At 66.1% G+C, this 20,398-nt stretch carries 20 protein-coding genes and 1 tRNA gene; 16 read left to right on the plus strand and 5 right to left on the minus strand.

Features of this window, described 5'->3' with window-relative positions:
• Positions 1 to 7 precede the first annotated feature (7 nt).
• Genes KF833_23050 through KF833_23060 form a run of 3 tightly spaced genes read right to left on the minus strand, consistent with a single transcriptional unit; the run spans position 8 to position 1,966 of the window.
• Entirely contained in the window at positions 8 to 331 is a 324-nt protein-coding gene (locus KF833_23050) for a metal-sulfur cluster assembly factor (protein ID MBX3748198.1), read from the minus strand.
• Positions 328 to 1,788: a hypothetical protein gene (locus tag KF833_23055; protein MBX3748199.1), complete on the minus strand. Its 1,461-nt coding sequence runs from the start codon at positions 1,786 to 1,788 to the stop codon at positions 328 to 330. The genes KF833_23050 and KF833_23055 overlap by 4 nt, the downstream gene beginning before the upstream one ends.
• Entirely contained in the window at positions 1,754 to 1,966 is a 213-nt protein-coding gene (locus KF833_23060) for a DUF2249 domain-containing protein (protein ID MBX3748200.1), read from the minus strand. Before KF833_23060 ends, KF833_23055 begins: the two co-directional genes overlap by 35 nt.
• A 292-nt stretch (positions 1,967 to 2,258) precedes the next feature.
• Here KF833_23060 and KF833_23065 point away from each other — a divergent pair, with 292 nt between their 5' ends.
• From KF833_23065 to KF833_23090, 6 genes are all read left to right on the plus strand, one after another.
• Positions 2,259 to 2,837: a response regulator gene (locus tag KF833_23065; GenBank protein MBX3748201.1), complete on the plus strand. Its 579-nt coding sequence runs from the start codon at positions 2,259 to 2,261 to the stop codon at positions 2,835 to 2,837.
• A 702-nt stretch (positions 2,838 to 3,539) separates the two neighbouring features.
• Positions 3,540 to 4,115, plus strand: coding sequence for an NADH-quinone oxidoreductase subunit NuoB (gene nuoB / locus KF833_23070; protein MBX3748202.1), 576 nt, complete (start codon positions 3,540 to 3,542; stop codon positions 4,113 to 4,115).
• Between the two features lies 1 nt (position 4,116).
• Complete coding sequence (locus KF833_23075; GenBank protein ID MBX3748203.1) at positions 4,117 to 4,701, plus strand: NADH-quinone oxidoreductase subunit C; 585 nt, start codon at positions 4,117 to 4,119, stop codon at positions 4,699 to 4,701.
• 3 nt (positions 4,702 to 4,704) lie between these two features.
• Positions 4,705 to 6,021, plus strand: a complete 1,317-nt coding sequence (nuoD, locus tag KF833_23080) for an NADH dehydrogenase (quinone) subunit D (GenBank protein ID MBX3748204.1) — start codon at positions 4,705 to 4,707, stop codon at positions 6,019 to 6,021.
• 13 nt (positions 6,022 to 6,034) lie between these two features.
• Positions 6,035 to 6,520, plus strand: coding sequence for a DNA starvation/stationary phase protection protein Dps (dps, locus tag KF833_23085; protein MBX3748205.1), 486 nt, complete (start codon positions 6,035 to 6,037; stop codon positions 6,518 to 6,520).
• Positions 6,496 to 7,002: an NAD(P)H-dependent oxidoreductase subunit E gene (locus tag KF833_23090; protein MBX3748206.1), complete on the plus strand. Its 507-nt coding sequence runs from the start codon at positions 6,496 to 6,498 to the stop codon at positions 7,000 to 7,002. Before dps ends, KF833_23090 begins: the two co-directional genes overlap by 25 nt.
• Before the next feature lie 161 nt (positions 7,003 to 7,163).
• Here the strand turns inward: KF833_23090 and KF833_23095 are convergent.
• A tRNA-Gln gene (locus KF833_23095) sits at positions 7,164 to 7,237 on the minus strand.
• Between the two features lie 49 nt (positions 7,238 to 7,286).
• Between KF833_23095 and nuoF the strand changes: the two genes are divergently transcribed.
• The 9 genes from nuoF to KF833_23140 all read left to right on the plus strand — a co-directional run bounded on the left by nuoF (position 7,287) and on the right by KF833_23140 (position 18,217).
• On the plus strand, positions 7,287 to 8,729 hold the full coding sequence (gene nuoF, locus KF833_23100; GenBank protein MBX3748207.1) for an NADH-quinone oxidoreductase subunit NuoF: 1,443 nt from the start codon (positions 7,287 to 7,289) through the stop codon (positions 8,727 to 8,729).
• A gap of 76 nt (positions 8,730 to 8,805) precedes the next feature.
• Positions 8,806 to 10,575, plus strand: a complete 1,770-nt coding sequence (locus KF833_23105) for a molybdopterin-dependent oxidoreductase (GenBank protein MBX3748208.1) — start codon at positions 8,806 to 8,808, stop codon at positions 10,573 to 10,575.
• 9 nt (positions 10,576 to 10,584) lie between these two features.
• Positions 10,585 to 11,658, plus strand: a complete 1,074-nt coding sequence (nuoH, locus tag KF833_23110; GenBank protein ID MBX3748209.1) for an NADH-quinone oxidoreductase subunit NuoH — start codon at positions 10,585 to 10,587, stop codon at positions 11,656 to 11,658.
• A gap of 135 nt (positions 11,659 to 11,793) precedes the next feature.
• The gene (locus tag KF833_23115; protein MBX3748210.1) at positions 11,794 to 12,375 is read left to right on the plus strand and encodes an NADH-quinone oxidoreductase subunit I; all 582 of its coding nucleotides are present in this window, start codon (positions 11,794 to 11,796) and stop codon (positions 12,373 to 12,375) included.
• 15 nt (positions 12,376 to 12,390) lie between these two features.
• On the plus strand, positions 12,391 to 12,939 hold the full coding sequence (locus KF833_23120) for an NADH-quinone oxidoreductase subunit J (protein ID MBX3748211.1): 549 nt from the start codon (positions 12,391 to 12,393) through the stop codon (positions 12,937 to 12,939).
• A 2-nt stretch (positions 12,940 to 12,941) separates the two neighbouring features.
• Positions 12,942 to 13,247 carry an NADH-quinone oxidoreductase subunit NuoK gene (gene nuoK, locus KF833_23125; GenBank protein MBX3748212.1) on the plus strand — a complete coding sequence of 102 codons (306 nt, stop codon included), beginning with the start codon at positions 12,942 to 12,944 and terminating at the stop codon, positions 13,245 to 13,247.
• Positions 13,248 to 15,170 carry an NADH-quinone oxidoreductase subunit L gene (gene nuoL / locus KF833_23130; protein ID MBX3748213.1) on the plus strand — a complete coding sequence of 641 codons (1,923 nt, stop codon included), beginning with the start codon at positions 13,248 to 13,250 and terminating at the stop codon, positions 15,168 to 15,170.
• Positions 15,171 to 15,195: 25 nt separating this feature from the next.
• A complete protein-coding gene (locus KF833_23135; protein ID MBX3748214.1) occupies positions 15,196 to 16,758 on the plus strand; it encodes an NADH-quinone oxidoreductase subunit M in 1,563 nt (520 codons plus the stop codon).
• Between the two features lie 7 nt (positions 16,759 to 16,765).
• On the plus strand, positions 16,766 to 18,217 hold the full coding sequence (locus KF833_23140) for an NADH-quinone oxidoreductase subunit N (GenBank protein ID MBX3748215.1): 1,452 nt from the start codon (positions 16,766 to 16,768) through the stop codon (positions 18,215 to 18,217).
• Here the strand turns inward: KF833_23140 and KF833_23145 are convergent.
• Complete coding sequence (locus KF833_23145; GenBank protein MBX3748216.1) at positions 18,214 to 19,485, minus strand: MFS transporter; 1,272 nt, start codon at positions 19,483 to 19,485, stop codon at positions 18,214 to 18,216. The genes KF833_23140 and KF833_23145 overlap by 4 nt on opposite strands.
• 603 nt (positions 19,486 to 20,088) lie before the next feature.
• On the opposite strand from KF833_23145, the gene KF833_23150 reads away from it, so the two are divergent.
• On the plus strand, positions 20,089 to 20,398 hold a 310-nt coding region (locus KF833_23150; protein ID MBX3748217.1), incomplete at its 3' end, for a transposase.

A 20,398-nucleotide genomic window follows, 5' to 3' on the forward strand; every position in this document is an offset into this window, starting at 1 on the left:
GTCCGGGTCAGTCGTTCACGGGCAGGATATTGGCCGCGCGCTGGCCGGCGGCGGTCATCATCGAGGGGTTCCAGGGCGGGTCGTGGACGACCGTGACGAACACCTCGCTGACGCCGGGAACTCCGGAGACGGCGTATTCGACGCCTTGCTTGAGGCTGTGGACCATGGGACAGCCCGGGGTGGTGACAGTCATGAGGATGTCCACCGCCGGGCCGTCGATCCGGACGCTGTAGATGAGGCCGAGGTCCACAAGGTTCAGTCCGATCTCGGGATCGACGACGCAACGTAGGGCGTCCCAGATGGCATCTTCGGAGGGGGCGATCGGGTTCATGGGAGGGTGGCAGTGGAGGGTCGGTTTCCCGGGTGCGCCAGGGGCGCGAGCTGGGGTTGGAAGCGGTGTCGGAGGATGCGGGCGGCGTTGACGAGGAAGGTGACGAAGCTGGCGGCCAGCACGGACGCGCCGATCCGGGCCAGGAGATCGTGGGCCAACAGGATGGCGGTCGAGATCACCACCAGTCCGGCGATCCAGAGGGTGTACCCGGCCATCTGGAGCGGAACGGAAATCATCTCCTGGAGTGTGGGTGTGCGGGAACGTCCGACCTCGCGGCTGTAGGTGGCGAACCAGACGAGGAAGGGGAGGATCTTGTAGAGCATGCCGAGAATGGCGAAGGCGACGACACCGAAGAGGGCGAGAAACCCGTAGAGGTTTTCGAGGCGACCGATGAACTCAGTCAGGGCGAGTCCGGGCCGGGAGAGGAGCAGGCCGAGTGCCGCGACGGGGACGAGCAGGGCCTGGGCGGTGAGGAAGGCGCGGAGACCCCAATCGAGGGTGCGTCGGCGCCGGGCGTGGACGATGGCAGCGAGTTCGATTCCGTAGCAGGCGAGGCCGGCGACGGTGAGGAGTGCGGCCAGGGGTTTCCAGGCGGGCTGAAGCGGGAGGGCAAAGGCGATGGTGACGAGGCCGAGGTTGAGGAGGATCAGTGAGGCCCAGGCCCGGGCGGGTCGCTGGACTTCGCTGATGAGGAACATCGGGACCAGCCGGTAGGCGATGGCGATGGTGAGCAGGATGAAGATCCCGAGCACCCCGAGGTGGGCATGGGCATGCATGACGCCCAGCGCATCGAAACGGGCGACGGCGTCGGCGATCGCCCGCAATCCCTGGAGCGGTGCGGCGAGGAGGGGGTGAAGGCCGGGGCGATCGACGAGTTCGTAGGTGCTCTTGGCGGCGGCGACGGCCAGGCCGGCGGCGACGGTGGCCGTCAGCCAGACCAGCATCGACGCGATGCCGAAGGCCACAGGGTCCCAGCGGCTGACGCGACGGAGGGTGCGGGCGATGTTCCAGACGAAGAATCCGGCGCCGAGGGCGAGGCCGGAGCCGAAATGGCCGACCTCCTTCATGTTCCAGACCCAGAACATCCACACCATGCTGGCGACGCTGACGAGGTGAATGGGGAAGTGCCAGCGGGCGAGGCGTTCGCTGTGGAGCCGGGTTTCGAGCGCGACCGGGACCAGTTGATACGTGGCGCCGAACACCACGGAGAGGAGGAAGCCCAGGACCAGCAGGTGGGTGATGGCGACGACGTGGTGGTGATAATGGTAGGCGGTCAGGAGATGGGGTTGGGCGACCAGGATGCCCAGCGCGGCGGCCAGTGACATCAGGCCGGCGAGCATGAATCGCAGAGGCAGCCGGACGTCCGGGGCGTGATTCAGATCCGGGAGCCCGCCCCGGAATGCGACGGGCTGGCGGCCGGGTTCAGGCGCGGCGACGGATGACGGTAACGAAGCCATGGGGCGGGGTTTCCCGGGTTTCGCCCTCGAATCCACGATCGGCCAGCATGGGGTACAGGTGGATGGGGCGACGGTCGGTTCGGGCGAGCAGGCACTGATCCGATGGCAGCGACTGGAGCGCTTCGAGGATACGGACCATGGGCTGGGGAGGTTCCAGACCGCGGGCATCCAGTTCGATCAGGGTCTCCTTCATGCCGGCCAGCGTGACGCAGGACGGCCGGGTGTGCCTTGACGCAGATCAACCAGGGGAAGGACCGGGCGCGATGTGGAATGGGTCAAGTCGCCGGCGGGCGTGTCGATATACTCACCATGCCAGCCTCCGGGCTGGGCCCGCCGCCTCTGCGGATAGGTCGAATGACGGCCACCCGTGGGACGGCGCCGACCCATGCCATTCGAACCCGCCGCCGACGGCCCCCGCCGTGCCGAACCCATGGAGGGGTGACCGGGGCGTCGAAACCCGCGGAGTCGCCATGACCGCCACGTTGTACGCCGACCCGGTGCCGACCCAGGCGGGCAATCCGGGCCACGCTCCGGGATCCGCGCGAGCGGCGGTCCTCAGCGAGATTTCCGATTCACCGCCAGCGTTCAGGGAGCGACCGATCATACTTCTGGCCGACGACAACCCGCGTGATGTGGATCTCGCATTGCATGCCCTTGCCCGGAGCGGCCTTGAGCAGGAGGTGGTGACGGTCCGGGACGGGGTGGCGGTAATGGACTATCTCCGCAGCGGCGGGGTACGGGAGGACGGGCGGTCGCGCCGTCCGACGGTGGTGCTCCTCGACATGAAAATGCCGCGGATGGACGGCCTGGAGGCGTTGCGCCAGATCAAGGCCGATCCCGGGCTGAAAACGATTCCGGTGGTCCTTTTCAGTTCCTCGCAGGAAGGGATCGACCTTGTCCGCGCCTACGCCGCCGGAGCCAATTCGTACGTGGTGAAACCCCTATTGTTCGAGCGATTCACCGAAGTGGTTCGGATGATCGCGGGGTATTGGGGTGGTGTGAACGTCGCGGTGCCGGACCCGCCGGCGCAGGATCCTTCCAATTGGTAGAGTTCTTCGCCCTAGGTCCATCCTTCCCGGATCATCTCCGGCTCCCCCCCCGCTTCCCGATCCGCTCCACCCTACCGCGAACAAGAGAGGAAGCAGTCAACAAACTAAAATAAATAGACAGGCGGATACTGCTGAACGCTCTAGCAAGTTTATGAGTCAGACATTTTGTTGTTGACGCCACAACAAGATCAACAAGTCAGACACACAGTTATTGACGCGGAGAATCCGGTGCATCCCTGCGTTTTTGGTGGATATGGGTGCTTCGCGAAGGGCGGCAGCGGAGGGCGGAGTTGCACGAGGCCGCCCCCCCCCCGAGTGAACCGAAAGGAAAAGCATGGACTCGCGGAGTCGGACCTCCAATTCGCCTTCTCTTCACCCACAGACCGACAACACGGGGATGCGCCTCAGAAGACTCCTTCGGGCCGCGGCGGGGGGGGGCCTGATCGTGGACCGTCAACAACCTCCATTCGGGCTTGATATCTGGAGCCTGGTAAACAGAGCTATCGACGCAGCGGTTTGCTGGAATGAAGGGGCTGGCTGGATGGGATGGGATGAGTTCACGGGACTTCGAAGGTGCTGATTTTCCGGCCGTTAAGGCGGGTTGGGCATCGCGCTTGTGAAAAACGGCACAAATTCGCCTTGTCCGGTTGGGGCCGGTTGCTAGTTTGCCGGGGCCGGCTCCTTCGGTCGGCAGAGCGCCCCATGAAGCCCACCGCAATCGGCTACAATTCCAAGGTCGAAGGGAACGTGGTGATCACCCGGGTGGACGCCGCGCTGGCCTGGTTCCGGGAGAATTCGCTGTGGCCGATGCCGATGGGGCTGGCCTGTTGCGCGATTGAACTGATGGCGGCCGGGGCGGCGCGCTTCGACATTTCGCGGTTCGGGTCGGAGGTGATGCGGTTTTCGCCGCGGCAGGCGGATGTGATGATCGTGGCGGGGACGGTGACCTACAAGATGGCGGGGGCGCTGCGGCGGATCTACGACCAGATGACGGAGCCCAAGTGGGTGATCGCCATGGGTGCCTGCGCCTCGACCGGAGGCATGTACCGCAGTTACGCGGTGTTGCAGGGGGTGGACCAGATTGTTCCCGTGGATGTTTATGTGGCGGGGTGCCCGCCGCGTCCGGAGGCACTGCTCGACGCCCTGATCAAGCTGCAGAAGAAGGTGGCTCGCGAACCGGTGCTGTCGGGACTCAACGTGGCGTCGTTGCTGCATGGATCGGGGTCGAGGGAGAAGGCCGGGGCGGAAGTCGTCCGCGGGGAAAGGGTGGCGGTCTGAGATGGCCACCGCGTTGGAATTGGCCCGGGCCCTGGGGGAGCGCTTCGGCGGCATCGTTTCGGAGCCGGCCAGCTTTCGGGACGAAGTGACCGTGCTGATCCGCGATCCTGAGCGGGTGGCCGAAGTGTGTCGCTACGCGAAGGGATCGTTGGGCTTCGATTTTCTGGTGGATCTTACCGGGGTGGATCAGTACGGGGACGACCCGCGCTGGCTGGTGGTGTACGAGCTCTATGGGGTCGAGCACGGATGTCATCTGCGGCTCAAGACCGCGGTGAGCGAGGAGAAATCCGAACTGCCGACCGTGAGCGATGTCTGGCGCACGGCCAACTGGCACGAGCGGGAAGCGTACGACATGCTCGGGATCCGGTTCCGGGGGCACCCGGATCTGCGGCGGATCCTGATGTGGGAGGGCTACCCGTATTTCCCGTTGCGGAAGGACTTTCCGCTGGCGGGGAAGGCGAGCGAGGTGCCCGGGGTCGCGTTCACCCGGCCGGCCCCGCTGGAGGGGGGACCGTTTGTCACGGTGCCTGGAGGGGCGGACACCATCGCCCGCGAGCCGCGGGTGCGCACTTCGGAGGAGGGATAAAGGATGGCTGCCGGGAGTTCACAGGGTGGGCGGGAGAGGACGCATACGCTGGAGACGCAAACGCTGGAGTATGCGGATGCCGCGTCGCGTGGCGTGCCGGAGACGGACTTCGAGGACGGGACGGAACTGACGGGCGGGGAGCGGATGGTGTTGAACATGGGGCCGTCGCACCCGGCGACGCACGGGGTGTTGCGTCTGGTGTTGGAACTGGACGGGGAGGAGATTGCGCGGGCGGACGCGGATGTGGGGTATCTGCACCGGGGCGACGAGAAGATCGCGGAGAACATGACCTACAACCAGTTCGTGCCGTACACGGACCGGTTGGACTATCTGGCACCGCTGGCCAACAACGTGGCCTATGCCATGGCGGTGGAGAAGCTGATGGGGCTCACGCTGCCGCCGCGGGGGCAGTACATCCGGGTGATTTGCTGCGAGCTGGCCCGGATTTCGGCGCACCTGCTGGGGATGGGCGCCTACGCGATGGATGTCGGGGCACTGACGGTCTTCCTGCACACCTTCACCGAGCGGGAGAAGGTGTACAACCTGGCCGAGGCGCTGACCGGGGCGCGCTTCACCACCAGTTACACGAGGGTGGGGGGGCAGTCGCGGGACCTCCCGCCCGGCTGGCTCGACGGGGTGCGGCGGTTCTGCGACGAGGTGAGCGTGGCGCTGGGGGAGGTGGACCAGTTGCTCACCCGCAACCGGATCTGGGTGGACCGGACCCGGGACGTCGGGGTGGTTTCGGCGAAGGACGCCATCGATTTTGGGCTGACCGGTCCGAACCTGCGGGCCTCGGGGGTGGGGTATGATGTGCGCAAGGCGCGGCCGTACCTGGTCTATGACCAGTTGGATTTTGAAGTTCCGATGGGATCGGTGGGCGACTGCTACGACCGGTATCTGGTGCGGATGGAGGAGATGCGGCAGAGCGTGGGGCTGCTGAGGCAGTGCGCGGACCGGATTCCTGGCGGCGCCGACAATGCGGCACGGGAACCGATCAATGTGGACGACGGCAAGGTGATGCTGCCGCCCAAGGAGAAGGTGATGACCGGCATGGAGGAGCTGATTCATCAGTTCATTCTGGTGACCCAGGGGGTCAACGCGCCGCCGGGCGAGGTGTATTTCGGAGCGGAGAATCCGAAGGGGGAACTGGGTTTCTACATTCTGAGCCGCGGCGGCGGGACGCCGTACCGGCTGAAGATCCGGGCGCCCTCCTTTGTCAACCTTGGCATCCTCTCCCACATGCTGCCGGGGCACATGGTGTCGGATGTGCCGACGATTCTGGGTTCCCTGGATTTTGTGATGGGCGAGTGCGATCGCTGAACGAAAGGAGACCATGAGCAAGGAGAAGTTGAATCCCACGCAGAACTCGGTCCCCGCCAAGGCGAGGGTCGAGCTGGTCGGGTTGCTCAACGCGGCGCTGGCCGACCTGAGCGACCTTTACTCTCAGGCGAAGCAGGCGCACTGGAACGTGCGGGGCAAGCGGTTCTACGCGCTCCACAAGCTCTTCGACGAGGTGGCCGGCTCGGTGGAGGAACACCTCGACGACGTGGCGGAGCGCGCGGTGCAACTCGGTGGACACGCCCACGGGACGGTCCGCCAGGTGGCCAAGGCGTCGCGGTTGAAGGACTGGCCGTCGGACAAGGACAACCAGGAGGCCTACGTTGATGTGCTGGCGGAACGGTTCGCTGTGGTGGCCAACGCGGTGCGTGCCTCGATCGATCGGTCGGCGGCGCTGGGAGATGCCGACACGGCGGATCTGCTGACGGGTGTTTCACGCGATCTGGACAAGAGCCTATGGCTGCTGGAGGCGTCGCGTTGACGGCGGAGGTGCCGGTCCCGGTGGAGGCGGAGATCGACGAGTTGATCTCCCATTATCCGGAGAAACGCAGCGCTTCGCTGATGGTGCTGCACGCCTTGCAGGCGCACTTCGGATGGCTGCCTCCGGAAGCCGTCCGGTGGGCGGCGGCCAAGCTGGGCCTGCAACCGATCCACATCCAGGAACTGGTCACCTTCTACCCGATGTTCCGTCAGGAACCCGCCGGCCGGCATCAGTTCAAGGTCTGCCGGACGCTCAGTTGCGCCCTGGGCGGGAGCCATCGGTTGCACGAGCATTTGTGCCGGAAGTTCGGGCTCGATCCGAAGCAGCACGGGATCCAGACGACTGCCGACGGGCGGTTCTCGGTCGAGTTTGTCGAATGCCTCGCCGGATGCGGCACCGCGCCGGTGATGATGGTCAACGAGGCCTTTCACGAAGGCGTCACGCCGGAGGCGGCCGACGCCCTGGTGGGGAAGTGTTCGTGAAGGCGCCCGCGATGAAGGAACTGATGACGAGTCCTCCTCCGGCAATGGAATGCCGGGAGGCCCCTGGTGCGAAGCGCCGTTCGGCGGTAGGGCGGGGGACGGATGGGCGGGGGACGGATGGGCGGGGGACGGATGGGCCGCGGACGGAACCAGGAAGGGATTGGCTGCCCGACCTGGATTTGAACCAGAACAAACAGATCCAGAGTCTGCTGTGCTACCGTTACACCATCGGGCAGTCGCGGCAGGACCGACGGTAGGGAAGCCATATCGCACGTCAAGACGACATGCCGCAGGAACACCGTTTGATTCTTCAGCACGCCGATTCGCCCGGCTACACGCCTGACCTGGCGTGCTACACCCGTCACGGGGGGTACGAGACCCTTCGGCGGTGCCTGAGCCTTCCCCCGAAGGAACTGGCGGACGGCAAGACCCAGTCGGCCCAGGAACAGATCCGGGATGAAGTGTTGCGGTCCGGACTTCGGGGTCGCGGCGGGGCGGGGTTCTCGGCGGGACTGAAGTGGTCCTTTGTGGATCGGCGGAGCGGCAAGCCGATCTACCTGATCTGCAACGCGGACGAGTCGGAGCCCGGCACCTTCAAGGACCGGCAGATCCTGCACAAGGATCCGCACCAGTTGCTGGAGGGGATGATCCTGTCGTGCTTCGCGAACGACGTGCATCTCGCCTACATCTACATCCGTGGCGAGATGCCGGAGGGGGCGCGCCTGCTCAATCGGGCGCTGGCGGAGGCGCGGGAAGCGGGGCACCTCGGGAAGAACATCCTCGGCACCGGGTACGACCTCGAAATCCACGTCCATCGGGGTGCCGGCGCCTACATTTGCGGCGAGGAGACCGGCCTGATCGAATCCCTTGAAGGCAAGCGCGCCTACCCGCGCATCAAGCCGCCTTATTTCCCGGCGGTGCTGGGTCTTTACCAGTGCCCGACCATCGTCAACAACGTCGAGACCCTGGCCGCGGTGAAGCACATCCTGGCCATGGGGGCGGCCGAGTATGCCAGGCTGGGCACCCCCAACAACACGGGGACCCGCATTGTCAGCCTGAGCGGCCATGTGAAGCGGCCGGGCTATTTCGAGATCGAGGTCGGCAAGGTCACCCTCGGCGAACTGATCTTCCACGAGAACTTCGGCCGGGGCCTGCGTGAGGGGAGGACCTTGAAGGCCATCATCCCGGGAGGTTCGTCGGCGAAGGTGTTCAAGGCGGGCGAGACGTTCCGGTTGAAGCGCAGGGGTGCGGACGGCCAGATGGCGTCGGTCGAGGTGGATCTGCTCGATCTTCCCTACGACTTCGATTCGTTGCAGCAGGCCGGGTCGATGTCGGGTTCCGGAGCCATCATCGTGATGGACGACACCACGGACATGGTGGAGGCGCTGGCCAACATCTCGGAGTTTTACGCCCACGAAAGTTGCGGCCAGTGCACGCCGTGCCGCGAAGGAGCGCTGTGGCTCAGCAAGGCGCTCCATCGCCTCGCCCATGGCAGGGGACGTCGTGCCGATGCCGATTACCTCCTGAACATTGCGCAGAACATCCAGGGACGGACGATCTGCGCCTTCGGGGAGGCGGCGTCCTGGCCGGTGCTGAGTTTCGTGAAGAAGTTTCGGGAGGAATTCGAGGCCCGTGGGGCCGCCGACGAAGCCCGCGCTGCAGCCGCTGCGAATGCCGGCTGCGGTCCGACCCCCGATCTCAAACTGGCGGCCAGTCCGCGATGCTGACCTGCGTCTCCCGATGAGCCTGGTGACTTCCGCCCCCGCCGCCGCACGCCCTCCGATCACGCGCTAGTTCCCACCGATGTCCACCGCGACCGCATCCTCCCCAAGCCCCGCGCCGGCGGCTCCTCCCCCGGCGGAGACCGTCCGGATCCAGGTTGATGGCCGGGAGATCGAGGTGCCCCGGTTCATGCCGGACTGGCAGGGGCGTCCGCAGCCGACGACGATGTTGCAGGCGTGCAAGCTGGCCGGGGTCGAGGTGCCGCACTACTGCTACCACCCCAAGCTTCCGACCGCGGGCAACTGCCGGATGTGCCTGATTGAATTCGGGACACCGGCGATGGGGCCGGATCGCAAGCCGATTCTGCAGGAGGACGGTTCGCCGAAAATCGCGCGGTCCGTGCTTCCCTACGAGCCTGGCACGCCGCGGGGGGCCATCGCGTGCGCCACGCCGATTTCGCCGGGGATGGAGTTGTACCCCGGATCGGCGGCGACGCGGCAGATGCGGGAGGCGGTGCTCGAGTCCCTGCTCATCAATCATCCCCTTGACTGTCCGATCTGCGACCAGGCAGGGGAGTGCAAGCTGCAGGAGTACTCGGTGGAACATGGGCATGCGGCCACCGGGTTCGCCGAGGTCAAGGTGCACAAACCCAAGGCCGTCGATCTGGGTCCGCGGATCCTGCTCGACGACGAGCGGTGCATCCTCTGCACCCGCTGCATCCGGTTCACCCGGGACATCGCGGGCGACGACCGGCTGGGCATCGTGAACCGGGGCTCGTACAACAGCATCGCCGCCTACCCGGGCACCGCCTTCGACAACAACTACACCCTGAACACGGTGGACCTGTGTCCGGTGGGGGCGCTGACCTCGAAGGATTTCCGGTTCCGGATGCGGGTCTGGTTTCTCAAGGAGACCTCGTCCGTCTGCACCAGTTGCGCCACCGGCTGCAACATCACCGTCTGGTCGCGCGAGGGAACCGTCCACCGCTACACGCCCCGGGAGAACGACGCCGTCAACGGCCCCTGGATGTGCGACAGCGGGCGCCTGAACTACCGCTGGATCGCGCGTCCCGACCGGTTGCGGCAGGTGCAGCGCCGGGCCGCCGGCGGCGCCTTCGAATCCACGTCCTGGGGTGCCGCGCTGAGCGAAATCGCCGGACGCCTTCAAGGTCTTCCCCAGGGTGCCACGGCGGTGATCGCCTCGGCGCGGCAGACGACCGAGGAACTGTTCCTGCTCAAGCGCCTCGCCGACCGGCTGGGCGCGGTGACCGACAGCATTCCCCGTCCCGGCGAGGCGGACCGACTTCTGGTCAGTGCCGATCGGAATCCGAACATGCTGGGCGCCCGGCTGACCGGGATGGCGTCGGAGGATCCCGGGTCGCGGCTGCCCGGGGTGGCCGAGGGGATTGCGGCGGGGCGGATCCGGGCGCTGGTGGTGTTCGGGGAGGACGTCACCCGGCACGGGCTGGGTCCGGAACTTCTCGACCGGCTCGAGACGCTGGTGGTCAGCGACATCCTGCCCAACGAGACCGTGCGCCTGGCGCATTTCGTTCTGCCCGGGTGCGCCCACGTCGAGAAGCGGGGCACGTTCGTCAACGGGAAGGGCCGGGTGCAGCGGTTTTTGAAGGCGGTCGAGGCGCCGGGTGACGCGCGTCCGGAGGGCGAATTTCTGGTCGAGTGGCTGGAAGCGGCGGGGGAACGCGGCGTTCCGGCGACGGTGGAAGGCTGGTTCGATGCCATGACGCGGTCGGTGCCGGCCTTCGAGGGGTTGCGTTGGGGCGGGCTTGGTGAACCCGGGGCCGACGTGGCAGCATGGCCCGGCAACGGCGCCGGGCCGGGACAAGGCGGGTGACACGTGGATATGGACTGGACATTCATCGCATTCAGCCTGGTCAAGATCGCCGTCGTGTTCGCGGTGGTGATGACCATGGTCGCCTACGCGGTCCTGGCGGAACGGAAGGTCAGCGCCTTCATCCAGGACCGCGTGGGGCCGAACCGGGCGACGCCATTTTTTGCCCGGTACCTTCCGGGGGGTGTGGGGTCGGCGCTGGTGCGATGGGGGCTGTTCCAGCCGCTGGCCGATGCGTTGAAGGCGATTCTCAAGGAGGATTACACGCCCGGGCATGTGCGGAAGACCTTCTTCTGGCTGGCGCCGGCGATTGTCATGGTACCGGCGTTGCTGACCCTGGCGGTGATCCCGTTCGGGTCGAACCTCGGCCAGCAGTCGATGGTCATCGCCAACCTCGATGTGGGGATCCTGTTCACGTTCGGGATCGTGTCGTTGAGCGTGTACGGCATCGTTCTGGCCGGGTACGCCGCCAATTCGAAGTACCCGTTTCTCGGGGGGATCCGTTCGAGCGCCCAGATGATTTCGTACGAGATCTCGATGGGGATGAGCGTGGTGCCGGTCTTCCTGCTGGTGGGGAGTCTCAATCTGGGGGACGTCATTGCCAACCAGACCGGGGGATGGTTCCGCTGGCACATCTTCCAGCAGCCGCTGGCCTTCGTGATTTTCCTGATTGCGGCCTTCGCCGAGACCAACCGGCTGCCATTCGACATGCCGGAGGCGGAGACGGAGCTGGTGGGCGGCTACCACACCGAATACAGCTCGATGAAATTCGCCCTGTTCTTCCTCGGGGAATACGCGGCGATGATCTCGATTTCGGCGATGATGGTGACGTTGTTTCTCGGGGGCTGGACGCTGCCGTTTTTCGGGCTGGACCAGCCGGCGACCACCTTCGCGGTGGGCGTGCTGCACATCCTCATCTTTCTCGCCAAGCTGGTGGCGCTGCTGCTGGCGATCATCTGGGTGCGGTGGATGCTGCCGCGCTTCCGTTACGACCAGCTCATGGATCTCGGTTGGCGCCGGGCGATCCCGCTGGCGCTGGCCAACATCGTGGTGACGGCCGCCATCCTGGCCCTGGTCCATGGCTGAATCCGCGCTCCAACTCCTTTCCCCGGTTCCGCGACGGGCCTGCCGCCGCCGCACGACCGCGACCGCGACCGCGACCGCGACCGCGACCGCGACCGCGACCGCGACCGCGACCGGTTCGCGAACCTCGTTCCGCCCATGATCGTCGATCGAAAACCTCTGACCCTCGCCGAGCGGCTGTACCTGCCGGCCTTCGTCAACGGCTTCAAGGTCACCTGGCGCCATTTCAAGCGGACGGCCTTCGAGGGTCGCAACGGTGCCACCGCCACCGGCGACGGGTACCATCCCGAGGTGCCGTGGCGGGTGGGTCCCGGGTACCGGGGGGCACCGTACCTGGTGCGGGACCAGGAGGGGGACACCAAGTGCGTGAGCTGCCAGTTGTGCGAGTTCATCTGTCCGCCCAAGGCGATCCGGATCGTGCCTCCGGGACCCGACGGCCCGAAGCCCGACCGGCCGAACGCGGAGAAGATCCCGGACGAGTTCGAGATCAACATGCTGCGGTGCATCTTCTGCGGCCTCTGCCAGGAGGTGTGCCCGGAGGAGGCGATCTTCCTGAAGGAGGACTTTTCGCTGACCGGTCTGAACCGGGAGGAGATGGTGTACGACAAGGAGAAGCTGCTGTCCCTGGGCGGCACCCATGCGGGCATCCAGAAATGGAAGAACAAGCTGGAGGAGGCCCGGGCCCAGGAGACGTTTCCGGTGACGACCCAGCCCGGCTGAGCCCCTGGAGCACGCATGGCCACTGACCTTCTGTTCTACCTCTTCGCCGGACTGGCGCTGGTGTGCGGTTTCCTGACCGTGGCCAATCCCTTCGACCGCAGCCCGGTGTCCAGCGCGCTGTTCCTGGTGCTGACCATGGTCTGGCTTTCGGGGCTGTTCGTGCTGCTGCACGCCTTCTTCATCGCGGCGGTACAGATCCTCGTGTACGCGGGCGCCGTGATGGTGCTGTTCCTCTTCGTGATCATGCTCCTCGATCTCAAGGAGGAGGAACGGCGGCGCTGGAACCGGTTCGGCATTGTCACCGGCGTGGTGGCGGTGATCGCCCTCTTCGGCATCCTCGTGGTCACCCTTCTGAGGGTCCGGCCCGGGACCGGACTCGAAGCCGAACTCGAGGGATCGACCCATGCCCTCGGCATGGCCCTGTTCCAGCAGTACCTGCTGCCCTTCGAGATCGTCTCGGTGCTGCTCCTGGTGGCCATGCTGGGCGTGATCCTGCTCAGCCGGCGTGAACTCAAGGCTCCGGCCCGTGCCGCCGCCAGCCCTGCCGACAATCCGGAACCCTGACCATGCACGTCGGACTCGAACATTACCTGCTGGTGAGCGCCGGACTGTTCTGTCTCGGCCTGCTGGGCGTGATCCTGCGCCGCAATCTGCTCATCCTTTACATGGGCCTCGAACTGATGCTCAACGCCTCGAATCTCGCCCTGGTGGCGTTCTCGAGGTTCCTCAATCTGGTGAACGGGCAGGTGATGGTGTTCTTCATCATCACCGTCGCCGCCGCCGAGGTGGCCGTCGGACTCGCCATCATCGTGGCGCTCTATCGCAGGCGCCAGACCGCCCAGGTCGGCGACCTGGCGTCCCTCAAGTTCTGAATGAAGCCGGAGACGCTTGCCTGGATGGTGCTCGCGCTGCCGCTGGTTTCGGCGGCGGGGATCGTGCTGTTCGCCCGACGGCGGCCGGCCTTGAGCGCCCTGATGTCCGTGGGGGCCGCCGGCCTGGCGTTCGCCGCGTCGATCCTTCTCGTCCGCGCCTACGGCCGGCTCGGTGTCCCGGCCGACGAATGCCTTCTGGCCACCGTCAACTGGCTCCAGGTGGGCGGCCTGTCCGTGGATCTCGGATTGCGCCTCGACGGGTTGAGCAACCTCATGCTCCTGGCGGTGACGGGTGTCGGATTCGCGATTCACCTTTATTCCCGGGGCTACATGGCCGGGGACCCCGGTTACCCGCGGTTTTTCGCGTCCCTGAGCCTCTTCATGTTCTCGATGATCGGGGTGGTGCTCGCCTCGAATTTCGTGCTGATGTTCGTCTTCTGGGAGCTGGTCGGCGTGTCGAGCTACCTGCTCATCGGCTTCTGGTACCAGCGCGCCGCGGCCGCGGATGCCGCCCGGAAGGCGTTTCTCACCAACCGGCTCGGGGACTTCGGATTCCTGCTGGGGATTGTCATGGTCTGGGCCGGGCTGGGCACGGTGGATTTCCTGGATCTCGAACGGACCCTCGCCGCGGATCCGCTGGCCCTGGGCACCGTCGCCAGCCTCGCCGGCGTACTGGTGTTCATGGGCGTCATGGGCAAGAGCGCCCAGTTCCCCCTGCATGTGTGGCTGCCTGACGCCATGGAGGGGCCGACGCCGGTCAGCGCACTGATTCACGCCGCGACGATGGTGGCGGCAGGGGTGTACCTGCTCGCACGCTGCTTCTTCCTCTTTGAACTGGCGCCTGCCTGGCCCTGGGCCGTCGCCTGGCTCCAGGGCATCTCCGCCCTCGACGTCATTGCCTGGATCGGCGGCCTCACCGCCCTGCTGGCGGCGCTGATGGCCGTCCAGCAGAACGACATCAAACGCATCCTCGCCTACTCCACCCTGTCGCAGCTCGGCTACATGGTCATGGCCGTCGGATGCGCCCATCCGGAGGCGGGGATGTATCACCTGGTCACCCACGCCTTCTTCAAGGCCCTGCTGTTCCTGGGCGCCGGTTCGGTGATTCACGCGCTCCACCACCAGCAGGACATCTGGAAGATGGGCGGACTGCGGACCCGGCTGCCGGTGACCTACTGGACGTTTCTGGCCGGATTGCTGGCCTTGTGCGGGGTGCCGCCGTTCAGCGGGTTCTACTCGAAGGACGCCGTGCTGGCCGGGGCCGAGGGGCGGCCGATGCTGTTCGTCCTGGCCCTCGTCGTGGCGGGGCTCACGGCGCTGTACATGTTCCGCCTGTTTTTCGTGGCCTGGCGCGGGGCCCCCCGCGACCCCGGCGTCGAGGACGCGCACGAATCGCCGCCGGTCATGCTCTGGCCCCTGCGTGTGCTGGCTGTCGCGTCGATCCTTGCCGGGTTCTGGGGCATCGAAGGCGTGCTCGGCGGATTCTTCGGCGCGGATCACGGGCATCCTCACGGCGGCTGGCTGGCGACGGCCCTCGGGCCGTTCGGGCATGCGCCGCTGGCGGCGTTCATGGGGCTGCTGGCGACCGGGGCGGGCTTCATGCTGGCCTTCCGGCTCTACGGGGATGCCCCCGCCCGCGATCCGCTCCCCGAGAAGCTGGGCGTGTTGGCGCGTTGGATGCGGGACAAGTTTTACTTCGATGAATTGTACGCCCGGCTGATCCGGCTCACCCACGACGCCGTGGCGTCCCTCGCGGACTGGGTGGACCGATGGATCGTCTCCGGATTACTCGTGCGGGGCGCGCACGGCACCATCGACGTCGCCGGCCGGGTGCTGCGTCTGGTTCAGACCGGGAATCTCCAGACCTACGCCTTTCTGGCCGTGGCCGGCCTGGCGCTGGTCCTGTGGGTGATGCTGCTGTGACGGCGTTCCGAATCCGATTGAGCTCATGTCGCCGATAACCTGGATGCTGGTGTTGCCGCTGGTGGCGGCGGTGGGACTGGCGCTCGTGCCCGAGCGGTACGCGCGTCTGGTCCGGGGAATCACCCTGGCGGTGACCGCGACGATGGCGGTGCTGGCCCTGCACATGGCCATGGGGTACGACGCCGCGCCGGTCGGGGAGGGTGGCTACCGGTTTGTCCAGCGGATCCCGTGGGTCGAGTCGGTCGGGATCGCGTATGCGGTGGGCGTGGACGGCATCAATCTGGGCCTGGTGATCCTTGCGGCGGTGGTGGCGTTCGCGGCGGCGTGCATGGCTTCGGAGATCCGGGAGCGGAGCAGGGAGTTCCACATCCTTCTCCTCGTGATGGCCGGCGGACTGGTGGGGGCCTTCGCCTCGCTCGACCTGTTTCTGCTCTATGTCTTCCACGAGTTCGCGCTGGTCCCGACCTTCCTGATGATCGGGTTGTGGGGACGCGGCGAACGACGGGGCTACGCGGCCTTCCAGATCACCATCTACCTCACGATCGGGGCGTTGATTGCGTTGATCGGGCTGATTGCGCTGTATCTCCAGGCGGGGATCCAGTCCTTCGACCTGGTGACCCTGACGGACCATTTCGCGGCGAACCCGCTTTCCGCGGCGCGACAGAATTTCATTTTCCCCTGGCTTCTGTTCGGGCTGGGCATCCTGGTCTCGCTGTGGCCGTTCCACACCTGGGCCCCGCTGGGGTACGGGGTGGCACCGACCGCCACCGCCATGCTTCACGCCGGGGTGCTGAAGAAGTTCGGTCTCTACGTCCTGCTCAAGGTGGCGATCCCGATGCTGCCCGAAGGGGCCCGGACCTGGCTGCCGCTCCTGGCGTGGCTGTGCCTGGGCAATATCCTTTACTGCGGGTGGGTGGCCATGCGGCAGCGGGACCTGAACCTCCTGATCGGGAATTCGAGCGTGGCGCACGTCGGCTTCGTGTTTCTCGGACTGGTCAGCCTGACCACCCTTGGCCTGACCGGGGCGGTGGTGGTGATGATCGCCCATGGATTGCTGGCCGCCCTGAGCTTTGCCCTCAGCGGCTGGATGTACGGGCAGACCCGCTCGCTCGACATGTCCGCGATGGGTGGGTTGCTGCAGCGCATGCCCTTCATTGGGACCCTGATGATCATGGCCATGATGGCCGGCTGCGGCCTGCCCGGGTTCGGCAATTTCGTCGGCGAAGCGCTGGTCCTTTTCGGGGGTTGGAAGAGCGACCTGGCGGTCGGCGCCAACGGGCTGTCCCTCCGCGGTTTCGTGGTGGCCGCCGCCTGGGGCGCCCTGGTGGTCGCGGCGGTGTATATGCTCCGCGGAATCCGGCTGATCTGGCACGGCCCGGCCGGCGGCCCGGGTTGGGAGGGGGCGTCGGACCCGGCCGGGGCCTGGCGCAAACTGCCGTTTGTGCTGCTGCTCGGATGCCTTCTGGCCATTGGCGTGTGGCCGCGCCTGCTGACCGACCGTATCGAGCCCGCCGCCCGGGCGATTGCCGAGGGCGTGGCGCAGTCTCGGCCGGCCCCCAACCTGGCCGCGCACGCGGCGGTTCCCTGATGCTTCGATGAACGTTGCCCTTCTAGGACCGGAAATCGTGTTGGTGGGGCTGGGCCTCGCGCTGCTCCTGGTCGATCTCGTCGTTCCGGACGAGCGCCGGCGCTGGCTGGGTGTGGTGGCCGCAATCTTCGCCTTCGCCCTGTTTCTCCACCAGGCGTCGCTGTCCGGGCAGGTGATGGAACCGCTGCACGCCTTTGGCGGGATGTTCGTTCAGGACGGACTGGCGGTGTTCTTCAAGGCCCTCTTCCTGCTCGCCGGCTCCATCGTCCTGCTGCTCGCGGTCGAGGTGTTCGGCAGGGCGCCTTCCGGAGTGACAGAGTACTTCGTGCTGACGCTGTTCGCGATGGCCGGGATGCTGCTGGCGGCATCGGCAAACGATTTCGCGGTGATGTATGTGGCGCTGGAACTGGTCACCGTGACCTTCTACGTCCTGACCAGCTATCACCGGACCCGGGTCGCCTCGCTCGAGGCGGGAGTGAAGTACCTGATCCTCGGCGCCCTGTCCTCCGCCTTCATGGTGTACGGCATCGCCCTGTGTTTCGGGGCGTCCGGGACCATGAGCTTCGTCGAACTGGCCGCGCGCTCGGAGGAACTGGCGGACAACCGGCTCTTTCAACTGGGGATGCTCCTGGTGCTCGGCGGCCTGACCTTCAAGATCGCCCTCTTCCCGTTCCAGGTGTGGGCTCCCGATGTGTACGAGGGGGCACCGACTCCGACCACCGCCTTCCTTGCCATTGGATCGAAGGCGGCCGGGGTCGTTCTGTTGGTCCGGTTGCTCGGCGGCGTGCTGCCCGATCTCGCCATGCGATGGGAAACCCTCTTCATGGCCATCGCCGCCATCTCGATCCTTTACGGCAGCCTGTGTGCCCTGCCGCAGCGGCGGCTCCGGCGTCTGCTGGGCTATTCGAGCGTGGCCAACGGCGGATTTGTGATGATCGGAGTCGCCACCGTCAGCGCTGCCGGCTCCGCCGCCGTGCTGTTCTACCTGGCCGCCTACCTGTTCACCGTCCTGGCGGCATTCCTGGTGGTCAGTGCCGTGGTGGAACGAGCGGGGACCGACGACATCGATGCCCTTCGCGGACTGCACCGTCGCTCACCCTTCCTGGCCCTCGCCCTCGCCCTGGCGATGGTATCGCTCGCGGGTGTGCCGCCGCTGGCCGGGTTCTTCGGGAAGTTCCTCGTCCTTCAAGCCCTGGTTGAGCAAGGCGTCTCCTGGTCCCGCTGGTATTGGCTGGGTGCCGTCGCCATCCTCGGCGTGGCGATCTCCTTCTGGTATTATTTTGGCGTCGTGCGGGCCGTGTACACCTCCGCCGAATCCGCGGACGAGGAACCTCTGCCGGTTGCGCCGCTTACCCGACTTGCCCTGGCCGCCTGTGTCGGCGGAATCTTCTATCTCGGCATCTATCCCGGCCCCGTCTGGGATGCCGCCCGCGCGGCGGTGGCGGGCCTGGGTCTTTAGAAGAAGGAGCCCGGAGTCGTCCCACGGGTCCCCGAATGGTTGCGGCTGAGTCGAGCGAGGGCGGGGAGCGCGAGCAGGAGCATGGCGGCGGCCGTGAACCAGAGGAACGGAATGGCCCGGAGCCCGTGGGTGCGGCCGGCCCAGCCAATGGCGGTGGGAATCAGGGATTGTCCGAGGGTGGCTGCGGCGATCTGGAAGCCGACGGCGGACGTGGCGTGTTGAGCGCCGACGCGGTGCGGCGTGAGGGCGATGAGGAGGGGAAATACCGGGGCGCAGGCGATGCCGAGGATAATGAGGGCGAGTTGGGCGGTTGCAGGATGAACCAGGCACAGGGGAAGGAGGGTTCCGACCATCAGGCCTCCGGCCGACAGCCGGATGACGGTGAGGGGGGCGAGTCTGCGCGCGAAGACGCCGGCCAGCACTCTTCCGGCGGCAAGCGAACCCCAGTAGGCGCCGACCCAGTGCCCGGCCGAATCCTCGGGTAGTCGATAATGGGCAGTCAGGAGTGTGAATGCCCAGGTGCCCACGGCGGCTTCAAGGCCGGTGTACACGAAGAAGACGGCGATGCCGAATTGGACCCGACCGATACCGAGGGTTGCGCGAAGGGACGGGCGTTCCGGCGATGGACCCTGTGGGACCCGATGGGGCTGGACGGGGATTGTGGCCGTTGCCGGCGACACCGGGAGCGTGGCGGCGACAACAGCGGGTGGGGTGTGCCACCAATGGCGGGTGGCCAGGAAACAGCCTGCGAGAACGAGTTCGAGCACGCCGACGGCGGCGTAGCCGGTCTGCCAGCGCCCGCCCCGGGCGAGAAGGTGTCCGAGAAAGAGTGGGCTGGCGGCGGCGCCGACACCGTAGGCGGCGTGTATCCAGTGCAGTGTGGCGGGACTGTGATGGGTGGCGGCGTAGGCGTTGAGGCCGGCGTCGATGGCTCCGGCGCCCAGTCCGGCGACCCCAGCAACGGCCACAACGACGACCCAGGCCGGGGCGATGGCAAAGGTGAGCAGGCAGAGCCCGGTAATGAAGGCACTGATGGTGAGTAGGGTGCCCACGCGCATTCGGGCCAGGATGGCACCGGTACCGAAACTGGACGCGAGGTAACCGGCGGTGAACAGAATGAGGATGGCGCCCAGCGCATCGAGCGGTCGGTCGAAGTCGCGGCGCATCGAGGGCCAGGCCACGCCCAGCATGCCATCCGGGAGCCCGAGGCTGACAAAGCCGGCTGCGAGGAGAGCGACCAGCGCGACGGAGCGGCGGGAACGGGACATCGCAGGAAGCGTCGGGAGTATGGACGCGCAGGGCAAGGCAAGGGGGGATCCCGGTCGGAGCCCCGAATCCCCAAGTCCTTATCGAAGCGAGCAACCTGGCTTGAGAGCTATGGAGGGCTGCTTGGGGGACTAAGCCGTATCCATGCAGTAAGGAGGAAAGCGATTGCGCCGCAGATTCTCGGGCAAGACGAGGAGTGAGCGAGGCGCGTATCGGAATATCGGAAGGCAGATCCGTAACGAGCGAATGACGAAGCGCTTGCCCGAAAAGATCAAGCCGTTCCGCCCGACCTTACTGCATGGCTAGGGCTATGCGTCTGCGTGGACTCGGCGAGGGTGTTTGGATGGGTGCAGGCTGCTGCGGAGCTGCCATCGAGGCGAGGTGAGGCGGGAGAAGCGGTCGCGGGTCCTGGATCGAGATCAGGCGGCAGTCAACAACCTAATAATATAAAGAGCCGGACATATTAAATCTGATCCACATATATTAAAAGTCAGGCACATAACTCTTGACTCTCTAGCCTCCTTGTTCACGATTTGCTCCATCAGTAGTTCGCTTATCCGTACCCGCTCGTTCACCTCACCTGCACACTCCCCTGCCCCTACACCATGAGAATCCCTCGCATCAAAGCCGATCCATCCCTCCCTGCAGTCTATCACTGCATGTCCCGCGTCGCCGGCCGCCTCCCTCTCCTCGACGACTCCGCCAAGAACAAGTTGGTCAACATCCTCCATCACCTCGCCCGATTCTGCGACATCGACATCATCACCTTCTGCATGATGTCCAACCACTTCCACCTCCTCATCCGCGTCCCGCCCAAACCCCTCCCCGACTCCATCCCGGACGACGTCATCCTCGCCAAACTCGAGGACTTCTACGGGCCCAAGGCAACCCTCCCCACCCTCGCCCGTGCCGCCC

This window comes from Verrucomicrobiia bacterium (assembly GCA_019634625.1).
Taxonomy (GTDB): Bacteria; Verrucomicrobiota; Verrucomicrobiia; order Limisphaerales; family CAIMTB01; genus CAIMTB01.